Genomic DNA, 14,347 nt, shown 5'->3' with positions numbered 1-14,347 from the left:
CTGCAAGCTTCAAGCCGCAAGAAAAAAGCGGGACCTCGCAGGCCCCGCTTTCGCTTGTAGCTTGCCGCTTAGTCGGCGAGTTTGTAAGCGATGATGTAATCGCCCATTTTGGTGCCCAGCGAACCGTGGCCGCCGGCGACGATCAGCACGTACTGCTTGCCGTCCTTGCCGGTGTAGGTCATCGGCGTGGCTTGGCCGCCCGCTGGCAGGCGGGCTTTCCACAGCTCCTTGCCATTGTTCACGTCATAAGCACGCAGGTACTGGTCCAGAGTGCCGCTGAGGAAGCCGACACCACCGGCAGTGACGATCGAGCCGCCCATGCTCGGCACGCCTACCGGCATGCCGATCGGTATCGGCGTGCTGTCACGGGTGGTGCCGTTCTTGCGCTTCCACACCACTTTGTTGGTGAACAGGTCGATGGCCGCCACGTAACCCCAGGCCGGTGCCTGGCACGGCACGCCCAGCGGCGACATGAACGGGTGCATGATCACGGCGTAAGGCGCGCCGGTGTTGGGCTGCACGCCGCTGGTTTCGCTTTCGCGCTTGCTGCCGGCGGCAACCTGTTCGCGCGGCACCATCTTCGACACGAAGGCCATGTAGTTGGGCGAGGTGAACAGCAGTTGGCGCACCGGGTCGACCGAGACGCCGCCCCAGTTGAACACACCCACGTTGCCTGGGTAGACCAGCGAGCCTTGCTCGGACGGCGGGGTGTACTGGCCCTCATAGCGCAGTTCGCGGAACTGGATGCGGCACAGCATCTGGTCGAACGGTGTGGCACCCCACATGGCCTGTTCGGTCAGGTCCGGGCCGAGCAGATTGAGGTCGGAGCGGGCCTGGGTCGGTGCAGTGTGGTCACCCTTGACCGCACCTTGCGGTACAGGGATCTCGCGGATCGGCACGATGGGGGTACCGTCGCGGCGGTCGAGCACGTACAGGCTGCCCTGCTTGGTCGGTACGATGATCGCAGGCTTGACGCCTTCCTTGGTCTTCAGATGAACCAGGGTGGGCTGGCTGCCAACGTCCATGTCCCACAGGTCGTGGTGGGTGAACTGGTAGTTCCAGCGCGCCTTGCCGGTAGCAAGGTCCAGGGCGACCACGCCTGCGCTGTACTTCTCCGCACCCGGGGTACGGTTGGCGCCATACTGGTCGGGTGTCTGGTTGCCCAGCGGCAGGTAGACCATGCCCAGGTCTTCATCGACGCTGGCCAGTGACCACATGTTGGCCGAGTTGCGGCTGTAGGTCTTGCCCGGGGCCAGTGGCTGGGTATCTTCGGGGTTGTTGCTGTCCCAGTTCCAGACCAGGCGGCCATCGTGCACGTCATAAGCGCGGATCACGCCGGAAGGCTCGTTGGTCGACTCGTTGTCGGTGACATGGCCGCCGATGATCACCAGGCTGCGGGTGACCGCCACCGGCGAGGTGGAGTAATAACCGCCGGCGGTGAACGGGCCGATACCGGTGGTCAGGTCGATCGCGCCCTGGTTGGCGAAGCCTTCGCAGACCTTGCCGTTGTCGGCATTGATGGCGATCAGGCGGGCATCGGCAGTCGGCAGGTAGAGGCGGCGCGGGCAGGCTTGGGCCACGGCTTGGCCTGCGTCGGAGACTTTCGGCGCCGGGCTGCCGTCGCGGCTGACATAGTTGTTCTCGTCATAGTACGAAACGCCGCGGCAGGTCATGTGGGCGAAGCCCTTGAACGTACCCACCGGGGTCTTGATCTGCGGGTCGTAGCGCCAGATCTCGGCACCGGTGTCCGGGTCCAGGGCCAGCACCTTGCTGTGGGCGGTGCAGGCATAGAGCATGCCGTTGGCCTTCAGCGGGGTGTTTTCGTTGGTCAACTCGACCGGGTCGTTGTCTGTTGGCAGGTCACCGGTGCGGATGCGCCAGGCTTCTTCCAGGCGGTAGGCATTCTGCGGGGTGATCTGGCGCAGCGGCGAATAACGGTCACCATGCTCGGTGCGGCCATAGGCTTGCCAGTCACCGTCGGGCATGGCCGGTGCGGCACTGCCCATTTCGCTGTTGTCGCGGCCCAGTTCGCCAAACACTTCGCCCGGGTGGGTGAACTGGCTGCCCAGCGCGCAAGCGCCAGAGGCGATCACTGCAATGCTGAGCAGGGCGGTATTGGCCTTGTTGCCCGGGCCGGTCAGCGGGCGGCGTGCCCAAGGCAGCAGCAGCACAACGCCGATGGCGAACCAGATGGCCAGGCGCGGTACCAGTTGCCACCAGTCCAGGCCCACTTCCAGCAGTGCCCATGCCGTGCTGGCTAGCAGCACCAGGCCGTACAGGCCCAGGGCAAGTCGGCGCTGAGCCAGCAGCAGTGCGCCCGAAACGGCAAAGCCGATACCGGCGATCAGGTAATACAGCGACCCGCCGAGCTGGCTGAGCTTGATGCCGCCCGCCAGCAAGGCCAGGCCCATCAATAGCAGCAGTACGCCCATCAGGCGCGGTAGCCAGCGGCTTCCATTCTTGGCACCGTCAGTGCTCATCGTATGTTCTCCGTTAGGTGAAGGGTTGTCAGAAAGTGCTTTGGATCTTCAGGCCGCCGATCAGGGCGTCGTCCACCTGCGACACCCCGCCCGGATGGCGGATGTACTGCAGGTTCGGGCGCACCGTGAGCCAGTCGGCCAGGTGAATGCCGTAATAGAGTTCAGCGCTGTACTCGGTGTCCTGCACGGGCAGGAAACCCGGATTGTCGTAGTCGTCGAGGCCGGCCGCCTGGTTGGCCAGGCGGGCGTTCTTGCGGTAGGCGGGGTTGACGTGCACGCGGGCGAGGGCGAAACCGATGTCGTCCTTGGCGCGGGCATCGAAGGGGCCCTTGTATACCAGTCCTGCCTGCACATAGTTGTCGATGGCATTGGTCTTCTTGTCGTGCATTGTGGCGTTGGCGAACAGGCTCAGGCCGCGCGACTGGTCAGTGGCCAGCGAGGTAACCTGCTGCTGGGCGCCGATCCACAGGCCGTGCTTGCTCGAACTGCTACGGTAGGTGGCGCCACTGATGGCGGCCGGCTGGCCGTTGCTGTCCTTCAGAACATCCTGTGCCTTGGCATTACTGTAGTAGTACCCGGCGCGATATTCCCCTTTCAGGCCATTGACCCGCGGGCTCCACACCAGTTCGATCGGCATTACCGCACCCTGGGTACCGCTGCCGCTGAGTTTGAAACCGTTGCCGGATTCGAGGTTGGAGGGGTTCTGCTCGAACACCCCGACCTGAGCATAGAGGGCGTCGTTGATGTTGTAGCGCACACGTAGCGCCCACTGGCTGACCGGCCAGTTGTACCAGATGCCCCCGACCCAGTTGCCCACCTGCGAGCCGCAGAAGGCCAGGTTCTGGAAGTCGCAGGGGAAACTGTTGAAGTCCTCGCCTTCACCGAAGCGGCCGAATTTCACGTCCAGGGCGCCATCGAAGTATTTCTGCCTGATCCACATCTGGGTCAGCCGCCAGGTTTCACCTCGGCCCCAGACTTCCTGGGCCGAAGTGAAGCCGCCGACCCGCGGGTCGTTGATGCGGTCGTTGCTGATGTTGTCCCCGTGGCGTTCGGTGATGGTCAGCTGCAGTTCGGTGTCTTGCCAGCCAAGGATCTTTTCCAGGTCCAGGTGGCTGCCAAAGGTGAACTGGTCGCTGTAACGCGCGGTGCGGTCATGGTCGTAACCGCCGTGCAGGTTGCTGCCCATCTCGCCGGTGTAGCCAAGGGTGAAGTCGTAGCCTTTTTCCAGCAGCTCGCTGCGGGTGCCGCCCCAGTCACCAAGCATCCACGGTGAGTCGCTGGCGAACATTTCACTGGCGCTGGTGGTGGACGAAAAACAGGCGGCCAAGGCAATCAGAGCGGTGCCGGTGTAACGAATGTTGGGCAGTGAGAACATGAGATAGCGCTATCTTTTGATTGTCGAAAAAACGGCAAGCGCACCGATGAGCGAGCTCTTCGATGGAAATGGCGACAGGAAAGGTGAGTGAAGCGATTCAGCTTGCGGCGGGAGGATATAGGGGAAGTTGTAAGAAAAAAAGACAAATTGTCGCAGTTGATTGTTACGCCCACGGTAACAGTGGGGGAATGGGGCGCACAGCGCCCCTTTAAGATCAGAAGGTCATGCGCAGGCCTACTTCCACACTACGCCCCGGCGCCGGTGCGATATCGCGCAGAATCGAGCTGGCGTAACGCACGGTCTGATCCGTCAGGTTCTCACCGCGCACGAACGCCAGCCACTGGCTCTGGCCGATATCGAAGCGATAACCCACACTCGCTCCCAGGGTGGTGTAACCATCGGTGCTGGTCTCATTCGCCGGCTTGCGATGCTGCGACGCGGCATGCTGCACATCAACGCGCGCCTGCCAGCGGTCCAGCTCCCAGACCAGTCCGCTGTTCAGCCGCAAAGGCGCAATGCGCGGCAGCGGCTCGCCACTGTCGAGGTTCTTGGCCCGGGTGTAGTCGCCCGAAAGCTCGAGGGCGAAACTGCCGTAGCGGTTCTCGACCAACTGCCAGCGATCCTGGGCCTCGATGCCGTAGAAACGCGCCCGCACGCCCTGGTACTGGTACTCAGGGAACCCGCCGTCGTCGTGATCGTGATCGTGGCCATGATCATCGTCGCCATGGTCGTGGTCATGGCCCTCTCGCATGTTGCCCGTGCCGATCAGGCCGATGTAGTTGCGAAAATGGCTGTAGAACACCCCGACGCTGCCCTTGTGGGTGCCATTGTCGAAGCGCAGCGCCAGGTCGGCGGAGATGGCTTTTTCCTTGTTCAGGCTGGCATCACCGACTTCATAAGCCCCGGTGGCGACGTGGGCGCCGTTGGCGTACAGCTCGTAGAAGGTCGGCGCACGTTCGGTGTAACCGACGTTGGCAGCGAGCGCCCAGACCGGGTCGAGTTGGTACACCGCCCCCGAAGACAGGCTCAAGGCGTTGAAGCTGCTGGCGCTGTCGGCAGCGACGAAGTTTTCGTTGCCTTTGGCATCCGGGTCGACGCGGGTGTGTTCCAGGCGCGCACCCAGGCTCAGGTCGAGGCGCTCGGTGGCCTGCCATTGCTCAAGCATGAACAACGCCAGGCTATCGGTATCGGTGTGCGGCACGAAAGCTTCTTCACCCAGTGCCGAGAATTCATTGCGGCTGACCTGGGCGCCGATCACGCCTTCCAGCGGGCCGATCGGTTGGTGCCTGGCCTCGATACGCGCCTCATAGCCCTTGTTCTTGAAGGTGGTGTGCACTTCGCCTTCTTCGATTTCGCTGTGCTCGTAATCGGTGTAACCGGCATCGACCTTGACCGAGCTGAAGGGGCCCTCGAGGTCACGCAGTTCGGAGGCGAAGCCGTAGTGATCCTGCTTCATGTCCAGGCGCACGCCGGACTCGGCCACCGAGCCGTAGTTACTGTCGTAGCGGCTGTAGGACAGGCCCGCATAGCCGTGATCCCAGTGGTAGGACCCGCCCACTGCGCCGCCATCCTGGCGCCCGTCGCTGTTTTCCAGGCGGTGCTTGCTGCCGGGCTCATCAGCGTCGCGCACCTTCGAGCTGCGGGCGTAGCCTGGGATGCGCAGGTCGTTGAACTGGCGGCTGTTGGCATCCAGGTGCAGGGCGAAGGTGCCGTCACCGGCTTCCAGCTTGCCGGCACTGCTGCGCGTGGTATCGGCACCGCCGTAACGCAGTTCGCCGGCACCGTGAATGCCCTCGATGGGCGCGTCGGGGATGCGGTTGTCGAAGGTATTGACCACCCCGCCGATGGCGTTGCCGCCGTAGAGCAAGGCGGCGGGGCCACGGACGATTTCGACGCGCTCGACGGTGACCGGGTCCAGTGGCACGGCATGGTCGTAAGACAGCGCCGAGGCGTCGAGGGCGCCGACGCCGTTACGCAGGATGCGGATACGGTCACCGTCCAGGCCGCGAATCACCGGGCGGCTGGCGCCTGGGCCAAACCAGGTGGAGGCGACGCCAGGCTGTTTGTTGAGGGTTTCACCCAGGCTGCCATGCTGTTGCTGCAGCAGGTCGTCGCCTTCGAGCACGGTGCTGGGGGCAGCCAGCTCGCGGTTGCCCAGTGGGTTGGCGGTGATGACCTGGGGTTCGAGTTCCACGGCCTGGCTGGGTGATGAAGCGAGCCAGAGGGCGACGGCGAGGGGAGAGAGGCGTAGGGGAGAGTACAACATGGAAAGTGACGGTCCTTGGCAGAGTCTTTTATATTGTTACTGTATAACATCACTATTTCAGCACAGAGGTTTCAGCGTTTGCCAGCGGTTTTTGTATTGACGGTGCCGCGCCCCCTTCATCACTACACTCGTGTAATGTGCGCATCTTTTTATCCGCGGGAGTACTGGCATGAGCACGGCCAACCACAACGCGCTGCACGGCAAGACCCTCGAGCAGATCCTCACCGAGCTGGTGGCGCACTACCAATGGCAGGGCCTGGCCGAGCGCGTGGATGTGCGCTGCTTCAAGAGCAACCCGACCATCAAGTCGAGCCTGACCTTCCTGCGCAAGACGCCCTGGGCCCGGGAAAAAGTCGAGCAGCTCTACGTGAAACTGCAGCGCAACGCCTGAGATGCCGCGTCATCCCTGGCTGACCCTGGCTGCAGTGCTTGGCTGGCTGGGCCTGGCTGTGCAGGTGTACCTGGTGCTGCTGGCGCGCTGGCAGGAAGCAGCGAGCCTGATCGGCGGGCTGATCAATGTGTTCGGCTATTTCACGGTGTTGACCAATACCTTGGTGGCGACGGTGCTCAGCTATGCGGCGTTCGGCAGGGAATCAGGCGCCAAGCGCTTCTTCCTGTCGCCCTCGGTAAGTTCCGCCGTGGCCGCCAGCATCGTGCTGGTGGCGCTGGCCTACAGCGTGTTGCTGCGGCATCTGTGGCAACCCGAGGGTTGGCAATGGCTGGCGGACGAACTGCTGCACGACGTGATGCCGGCACTGTACGTTGCGTACTGGTGGTTCGCCGTGCCCAAGGGGCATTTGCGGCTCTGGCACTTGGGGCCGTGGGCGCTGTACCCGGTGGTGTATTTCGGCTACGCACTGTGGCGGGGGAGTGAGATCGGGGTCTACCCGTATCCGTTCATCGACGTTGCAAGCCTTGGCTACGGGCAGGTCATGCTCAATGCCTTGGGCGTACTGACGGGGTTCTGGGCAATTGCGCTGGTACTGCTTGGGCTCGATCGCTGGCGCGGGCGGCGGCTTGCTCGGCCTGTGCAGGCCCCTTCGCGGGTGAAACCGCGAAAGGACCGGGCCTGACGACGCACATCACTCGTCGTCCGCTGTCCCTTCTGCCCGCCAGTAGGCAGCCGCTTTGAGGGCATCTTCCGGCGCACCTTTCTCCAGCAGCAGCGCCTTGGCCTGCCGGGTCAGCGATTTCTCCAGTGCCACCCAGCTGTACAGCTTGCCCTCAGGCAAGTTCAACCCCTGCACCAGCGCCAGTAAATCCTCATCCCGCTTCACCCAAATGACTTCCACTTCAGCCTTGCTCGGCAGAGGTTGGCGCTCCTGGTCATCCTCGATCTGGATGACCGCCAGCACCCGCCGGCCTGCCGGCAGTTCTTCAAGGCGTCGCCCGATGGCCGGAATGGCTGTTTCGTCACCAATGAGCAGGTAGCTGTCGAAGATATCCGGGACCACCATCGAAGCCCGTGGCCCGGCAATGTTCAGCGTCTGCCCCGGTGCAGCCTGTGCAGCCCAGGTTGATGCAGGGCCATCGCCATGCAGGACGAAATCGATGTCCAGTTCATGATTGACCAGGTCGATGCGCCGCGGCGTGTATTCGCGCATGGTAGGCCGCGCGCCGCCGTCGCGGCCCATATTGCGGGCGTCGATGGCCTGTTGTTGTTCGGCTGTTTCGGCGAACAGCAGCTTGATGTGGTCGTCACTGCCCAGGCTGGTGAAGCCTTCCAGCTCGGCGCCTTTGAGGGTGATGCGGCGCATGCGTGGGGTGAGGTCGGTAACCCGCAGTACCTGCAGGCGGCGCTGGCGGATTTCGTGATTGACGCGGTGGATGGTGTCACTCATGGAGGTTCTCCGTGGCAGGGGCGGCCGGCCCGGCGGCGATGGCCTTGGCAGTGTCGTTGAGCAGGGTGCGGACCCGTTCGATTTCTTCCGCTGTCCAGCGGCCGCTGTGCATGTGCAGGGCATGGCGCAGGTTGCCGACCGCTTCGTGAATTTCTGGCGGGCGGTCGTGGCCACGCAGGGCGCGCTTGCTGACTTCAATGCGCATGCGCACGCCGTCCAGGGCCACGGCTTGATCAGCCAGGGCGGTGCGGCCGGCCTGGGTAATGGCGTAGAGCCGTTTGCTGCCTTGCACCTGGCCGCTGATCAGCTCTGCTTCCTCGAGAAAGTTGAGGGTGGGGTAGATAACCCCGGGGCTGGGCGTGTAGCTGCCATCGAACAAGTTCTCGATCTGGCGGATCAGGTCATAGCCGTGGCCAGGTTGCTCGGCCAGCAGCGACAGCATCAACAGCTTGAGGTCGCCGGGGGCGAATACCCTTGGACCGCGTTCACCCCGGCCGGGGCGGCGTTCGAAGGGGTCGTGGGCGGAATGTTCACGCATGGCAGCGAGGCTCCGTGTGTTTAGATATATCGCAAGATATTACTCAAGATATATCTAAACACAAGCGGTCAAATGCCGATGGTTATCATTTAAATTTTAGATGGGTCACTCGCAAGCATCGCAACCTGCGGCGGTTTGCACGCGTTCGGATTGCCAGGCTCAAGGTACGGCATGAGGATGGGCGCCATCCCCTTGAGCACCTGCACAGGCAGCGCCGAGGTGAACTTGAACGCCTCTGCGGAGCGCCCTGGCACGAAGGCGGTCAGCGTGCCGAAGTGGTTGTCGCCGAGGAAAAACACGAAGGTGGCGGTGCGGTTCAGCGAACGCGAGCCGATCAACCGGCCCCCGGCGCCGAAGCTTTCGATGCGGTTGTCGCCTGTACCGGTCTTGCCGCCCATCACCAGCGGGGTGCCGTCCTGCAGCTTGAAGCTGCCGGAAATACGCCGCGCCGTACCTGCGTCGACCACTTGCGACATGGCGCCTTTGAGTGCCCGGGCCACTTCCACCGGGAGAATTCGCTGGCCACGGTCGGGGTCGCTGTTCAGCCTGGTTTCGTAGGGCGTATCGGCGGCGAAGTGCAGCGTATCGATGCGCAGTGTGGGCAGGCGCACACCGTCGTTCTGAATGATGCCGACCAGCTCGGACAGAGCCGCAGGACGGTCGCCGGAGCTGCCGATGGCGGTGGCCAGTGACGGCACCAGGTGATCGAAGGGGTAACCCACGCTCTTCCAGCGCTGGTGAATATCGAGGAAGGCTTCGATTTCCACCATGGTGCGGATACGGCTGTCCCGGGCACCCTGATGGCGGCTCTTGAACAGCCAGCCATAGACTTCCTGACGCTCGAAGCGGCTGGCATTGACCATCTCGGTCAGCGAGGCGCTCGGGTTCCTCAGCAGGTAGCCGAGCAGCCACAGGTCCAGCGGGTGAACCTTGGCGATGTAGCCTTGGTCAGGCAGGTCATATTTGCCGGGGCCGTAGGCCTCGTACATCTCTGCCAGACGGCCATCGGTGAGCCTGTTCAGGGCGACCTTGTTTTCCTTGATGTGCGCGCGAACAAATGCATTGAAGGTTTCCTGGCCAGCCGCCGGGAACAGATAGCGGTGTACTGCGGCCAGGCGCTGCGGCGTGACGCGCATGCTGTCGAGGAACGTATCCAGGCGTTGCTGGGAGGTTTTGCGCTGGTACTTCCTCCAGAAGCGCATCAGGTAGCTGGTGCCTTCCTTGTCGGCAAAGCGTGCCAGGTATTCCTGGCGGCGCGGGTCCGAATCGTCCTTGAGCAGCGGCACGCGGTTGAATGGCTGCTGGTAGGTCACGTAGCGCACCAGGTCGCGCATCAGGCGAATGAAGGGCAGGTTGATCGACTCGCGCAGGGCTTCTTTGAGGGTTGGGTTGCGCCTGTTGTCCTCCTTGCGGAAGTTGTTGAACACGTGCATGCCGCCGCCGGTGAAGAACGCTTCGCCGGTGTTGGCCGAGTACTTGCGCTCCAGGGCTGCGTCGAGCATGGCATCCAGGCTCTGGTTCTTGCTGTTCAGCGCCAGCCATTCCAGTGACCATTGGGTGATGCGATCGAGCTCGGCGACCTCGACCTTCTTCAGCTCGGCGGCGGGCATGCCAGCGTACTTGTCGTGCAGTTCGGCGATGATCTGCAGATAGGTGGTGAGCACCCGCAGCTTGGCCGTCGAGCCCAGTTCAAGCTTGCTGCCTTCGTTGATGTCGAAGGGCTGGTCGGTGCTGTCAGTCTGAACCCGCACCCGTGAGCCATCGGCGGTGCGTTCGAACAAGGTGAAGCTGTAGCGCACCTGGTCGGTGGTCTTGCTGGTCAGCAGGCGCTCACCGATCAGGCCGATCTGCGCAGCGAATTCAGGGTCGGAGAGGTTCTTCAGGTACTGGCTGACCTGGAGCTGGAGGTCGGCCTGCAAGGTGCTCGTTGCCGAGAGGTCGAGGCGGTCCAGGTCATACAGCGGGCGGTTGAGCATGCCTGACAGGCGGTTGCGAGCCAGGCTGATGCCTTTGTTGGTGATGATCGGAACGATGGTCGGCTGTGCCACCCAGTCGCGGTACAGCGCCTTGCTGGCCAACGCTGCGTCGGCCAGGGCGCGCTCGATGATGCCGTTGGCAGCGAGCACGCGGATGTGCGAATCAGTGAGTTCGGCCAGTTCGACGCGGCCCTTGGTCAGGTAATGCGAGGGGCGGCGCTGGGCGATCATCAACGACAGCACCTGACGCAATGCCAAGCCACGTGCGGCCATGCTTTCGGGGTCTGTCGCGGTCGAGGTGAGGGCCTGGTTGACCTGGTCGAAATCGGCGCCGTACCACACACGCAGGCCTTCGGCCATGCCATGCACTTCACCATGGCCGGGCACCGCCGACAGCGGCACGCTGTTGAGGTAGTCGCGCACGATGCGCTGGCGTGCCTCGGTGGTATCAGGCCCGCCCTGGTAGGCGCGCACGCTGGCGGAAATCATCTGTCGGATCTTCTCGGCACCGGAGACCGTCAGGCCGTCCGGTGAATGGCGGTATTTTTCCAGCTGCGTAGCCAGCGTGCTGCCACCGGCGGACTGGCCGGGCAAGGCCAGGTATTTGGCCACCTGGCTGTAGGCGGCCTTGGCGAAGCGCGGCCAGTCGACTGCCGGGTTGTTTTTCGGGTCCTTCGGGTCCAGCAGGTCACGGTTTTCGATGAACAGCAGGCTGTTGACCATCACCGGTGGGATTGCGGCGAAGTTCGGATACAGGTATTGCGGGTAGTTGTACTGGTACAGCGTGTCGCCGCGGCAATCGATGATCGACAATCCGGCCTGGATTTTCTCGATGTAGGGCGCGAACAGGCCGTGATCCACGTAGTTCATCAAGGCAGGCGAAAACCGTACCTGCTCGCTGATCAGGTAGTCGCGCTTGAGCAGGCGCGGCAGGAACTCGCCCAGCGCGCTATAGCCCAGACGTTTGTCGAACGGCCCCTCGCCGGGGTAGACGATGGCGTCACTGGGCCCCGGCTGCAGTGAATAGGTAAGGGTGCTGGCCAGCTTGCTGAACTCGCGGGACTGCAGGTTGGACGTACGGAACTCGTCATAGGCGGCAAAGCCGATGGCGGTGATCGCCACCAGCAGGATCAGCAGGATCAGCCGCCACCAAAGCCGACGCTGACGTGGGGACTTTGGCTGCGGCGTGTCGGCCAGAGGTGTTTCGGGTGCTTCCGTTCTGGATGGTTCCGATTGCCACAGTGCGCCCATAGTCTTCAATCCGGCCAAGTATTTTCGTCTTGCTTGTCTGAAGCTTAGACGTTGAAGGCAGTAGGTGAAAAATTTGTAGAAAGTGCAGAAACCCCATGTGGGATATGCGCCTTTGGTGTGGGTTTCTTCTTACAACCAAGTTGCTAGGGTAGTGGGGGTGAGCCAGGAGGCAGCGGTAGGTCAGCGGGTTTCTCTCCAAATTTTGAGTTATTTATAGTGAAAAGCCCTACAGCGAGCTTCCTATACTGCTCGGCCCCTTCGCCCTGCCGGGCCGCTCTACACCGGCACACGGGCCGGCCCACAAGGCCAGCCTGGCAAGCCAACGCCACGCCTATCGGCATGGCCGGCGCTGCACGAAGGTCAAATCCAATAACAAAATGAGGTTGTATTGCTATGCCCGTCGGCAACCACCCTGCCCATGGCGAGACCGCACAAGGCGGCCCGCTCAAGCGTGAACTGGGCGAACGGCACATCCGTCTGATGGCGCTGGGCGCCTGTATCGGCGTCGGTCTTTTCCTCGGTTCGGCCAAAGCCATTGAGATGGCCGGCCCCGCGATCATGCTTTCCTACATCATCGGTGGCCTGGCGATCCTGGTGATCATGCGTGCCCTCGGCGAGATGGCCGTGCACAACCCTGTCGCCGGTTCGTTCAGCCGCTATGCCCAGGACTACCTTGGCCCGTTGGCGGGCTTTCTGACCGGTTGGAACTACTGGTTCCTGTGGCTGGTGACCTGCGTCGCGGAAATCACCGCCGTGGCCATCTACATGGGCATCTGGTTCCCGGACGTGCCACGCTGGATCTGGGCCTTGGCGGCGCTGGGCAGCATGGGCGCGGTGAACCTGATCGCGGTCAAGGCTTTCGGCGAGTTCGAATTCTGGTTTGCCTTGATCAAGATCGTCACCATCATCGCCATGGTCCTGGGCGGCATCGGCATCATCGCCTTCGGCCTGGGCAACGACGGTGTGGCAGTCGGTATCTCCAACCTGTGGAGCAATGGCGGGTTCATGCCCAATGGCGTGACCGGTGTGCTGATGTCGCTGCAGATGGTGATGTTCGCCTACCTGGGCGTGGAAATGATCGGCCTGACTGCCGGCGAAGCCCGCAACCCGCAAAAAACCATCCCGCAGGCCATTGGCTCGGTGTTCTGGCGCATTCTGCTGTTCTACGTCGGTGCCTTGTTCGTGATCCTGTCGATCTACCCGTGGAATGAAATCGGCAGCCAGGGCAGCCCGTTCGTCATGACCTTCGAGCGCCTGGGTATCAAGACAGCAGCCGGCATCATCAATTTCGTGGTGATCACTGCCGCCCTGTCGTCCTGCAACGGCGGTATCTTCAGCACCGGGCGCATGCTCTACAGCCTGGCGCAAAATGGCCAGGCGCCAGCCGTCTTTGCCCGTACTTCGAAAAACGGCGTGCCACGCAACGCGCTGCTGCTGTCCATCGGTGCCTTGCTGCTGGGGGTGCTGGCCAACTACCTGGTGCCAGAGAAGGTGTTCGTCTGGGTGACGTCGATCGCCACCTTCGGCGCGATCTGGACCTGGGTGATGATCCTGCTGGCGCAGCTCAAGTTCCGCGCCGGGCTGTCGGCCGCCGAGCGCAAGGGCTTGAAGTACCGCATGTGGCTGTGGCCGCTCAGTTCCTACCTGGCGCTGGGCTTCCTGGTGCTGGTGGTTGGCTTGATGGCGTACTTCGAGGATACCCGTGTGGCGCTGTACATTGGCCCGGCGTTCCTGGTGCTGCTGACGGTGCTGTACTACGCGTTCCGCCTGGCGCCGAAAGAACTACAGGGTGTAGCCGGTAACGCTTCCTGATGTGAGATAGCCGGGGCCGCTTTGCGGCCCTTTCGCGACACAACAGCAGATAGCGTATCCCGGTAGGAGCGGCCTTGTGTCGCGAAAGGGCTGCGCAGCAGCCCCAGGGGTCTATCAGGCCGCCACCTCACTGTGCGGCTCGAAGCTGTCCGCCCGCGCCAGCTGCCACATCCGCGAATAGAACTGCCCGTCCACCTCGCCAGTCAGCAACTCCCCCGGCTTCAAGAACACATGCATCTGCGAGAACAGCTTGATTTCGGTAGCCGACACGCGCCGCACCAAGTGCTTGGCTTCCAGTTGCGCGGGGTGTTCCAGGCCGGCCGCTGCGAGCATTTCTGCCAGGGCGCGCAAGGTGTTGTGGTGGAAGTTCACGACCCGCTGGGCTTTGTCCGGGACCACCAGAGCACGCTGGCGCAACGGGTCTTGTGTGGCCACGCCCGTGGGGCATTTGTTGGTATGGCAACTCTGCGACTGGATGCAGCCGATGGCGAACATGAAGCCGCGAGCAGAGTTGGCCCAGTCGGCACCGATGGCCAGCACGCTGGCGATGTCGAAGGCGCTGACGATCTTGCCGCTGGCGCCGAGCTTGATCTTGTCGCGCAGGTTCAGGCCAACCAGAGTGTTGTGCACGAACAGCAGCCCTTCGCGCAGCGGCACACCGATATGGTCGGTGAACTCCACCGGTGCGGCACCGGTACCACCTTCCTTGCCATCGACCACGATGAAGTCGGGCAGGATGCCTGTTTCCAGCATGGCCTTGGCGATGCCCATGAATTCCCACGGGTGGCCCAGGCAGAACTTGAAGCCC

Annotated in this window: 10 protein-coding genes; 3 read left to right on the top strand and 7 right to left on the bottom strand. The window is 62.9% G+C overall.

Annotation, left to right across the window (positions count from 1 at the left end; genetic code table 11):
* Positions 1 to 68 precede the first annotated feature (68 nt).
* The 3 genes from BLX42_RS18230 to BLX42_RS18220 form a co-directional block, all read right to left on the bottom strand.
* On the bottom strand, positions 69 to 2,480 hold the full coding sequence (locus tag BLX42_RS18230; RefSeq protein WP_046787786.1) for a glucose/quinate/shikimate family membrane-bound PQQ-dependent dehydrogenase: 2,412 nt from the start codon (positions 2,478 to 2,480) through the stop codon (positions 69 to 71).
* A gap of 28 nt (positions 2,481 to 2,508) precedes the next feature.
* The gene (locus BLX42_RS18225; protein WP_161872328.1) at positions 2,509 to 3,855 is read right to left on the bottom strand and encodes a carbohydrate porin; all 1,347 of its coding nucleotides are present in this window, start codon (positions 3,853 to 3,855) and stop codon (positions 2,509 to 2,511) included.
* A 214-nt stretch (positions 3,856 to 4,069) separates the two neighbouring features.
* On the bottom strand, positions 4,070 to 6,121 hold the full coding sequence (locus BLX42_RS18220) for a TonB-dependent receptor (RefSeq protein ID WP_161872327.1): 2,052 nt from the start codon (positions 6,119 to 6,121) through the stop codon (positions 4,070 to 4,072).
* Positions 6,122 to 6,290: 169 nt separating this feature from the next.
* Between BLX42_RS18220 and BLX42_RS18215 the strand changes: the two genes are divergently transcribed.
* Together BLX42_RS18215 and BLX42_RS18210 are read left to right on the top strand one after the other, a co-directional pair.
* Positions 6,291 to 6,512, top strand: a complete 222-nt coding sequence (locus BLX42_RS18215) for a VF530 family DNA-binding protein (RefSeq protein WP_046787783.1) — start codon at positions 6,291 to 6,293, stop codon at positions 6,510 to 6,512.
* 1 nt (position 6,513) lies between these two features.
* Positions 6,514 to 7,194 (top strand): Pr6Pr family membrane protein, encoded by a 681-nt coding sequence (locus BLX42_RS18210; RefSeq protein WP_161872326.1) that lies wholly within the window; start codon positions 6,514 to 6,516, stop codon positions 7,192 to 7,194.
* Between the two features lie 9 nt (positions 7,195 to 7,203).
* Here the strand turns inward: BLX42_RS18210 and BLX42_RS18205 are convergent, their stop codons facing one another.
* From BLX42_RS18205 to BLX42_RS18195, 3 genes are all read right to left on the bottom strand, one after another.
* Positions 7,204 to 7,962 (bottom strand): siderophore-interacting protein, encoded by a 759-nt coding sequence (locus BLX42_RS18205; RefSeq protein WP_161872325.1) that lies wholly within the window; start codon positions 7,960 to 7,962, stop codon positions 7,204 to 7,206.
* Positions 7,955 to 8,500, bottom strand: a complete 546-nt coding sequence (locus tag BLX42_RS18200; protein ID WP_039603315.1) for a PadR family transcriptional regulator — start codon at positions 8,498 to 8,500, stop codon at positions 7,955 to 7,957. The genes BLX42_RS18205 and BLX42_RS18200 overlap by 8 nt, the downstream gene beginning before the upstream one ends.
* 89 nt (positions 8,501 to 8,589) lie before the next feature.
* Complete coding sequence (locus BLX42_RS18195; RefSeq protein WP_161872324.1) at positions 8,590 to 11,727, bottom strand: transglycosylase domain-containing protein; 3,138 nt, start codon at positions 11,725 to 11,727, stop codon at positions 8,590 to 8,592.
* Positions 11,728 to 12,120: 393 nt separating this feature from the next.
* Between BLX42_RS18195 and BLX42_RS18190 the strand changes: the two genes are divergently transcribed.
* Complete coding sequence (locus tag BLX42_RS18190) at positions 12,121 to 13,539, top strand: amino acid permease (RefSeq protein ID WP_115273707.1); 1,419 nt, start codon at positions 12,121 to 12,123, stop codon at positions 13,537 to 13,539.
* A 114-nt stretch (positions 13,540 to 13,653) separates the two neighbouring features.
* Here BLX42_RS18190 and BLX42_RS18185 read toward each other — a convergent pair.
* A partial coding sequence (locus BLX42_RS18185; RefSeq protein ID WP_161872323.1) for an FMN-binding glutamate synthase family protein occupies positions 13,654 to 14,347 on the bottom strand: 694 nt, incomplete at its 5' end.

The sequence above is a fragment of the Pseudomonas sp. SG-MS2 genome, from assembly GCF_009933855.1.
GTDB lineage: Bacteria > Pseudomonadota > Gammaproteobacteria > Pseudomonadales > Pseudomonadaceae > Aquipseudomonas > Aquipseudomonas putida_E.
This window is presented reverse-complemented; position numbering and strand designations above follow the sequence as displayed.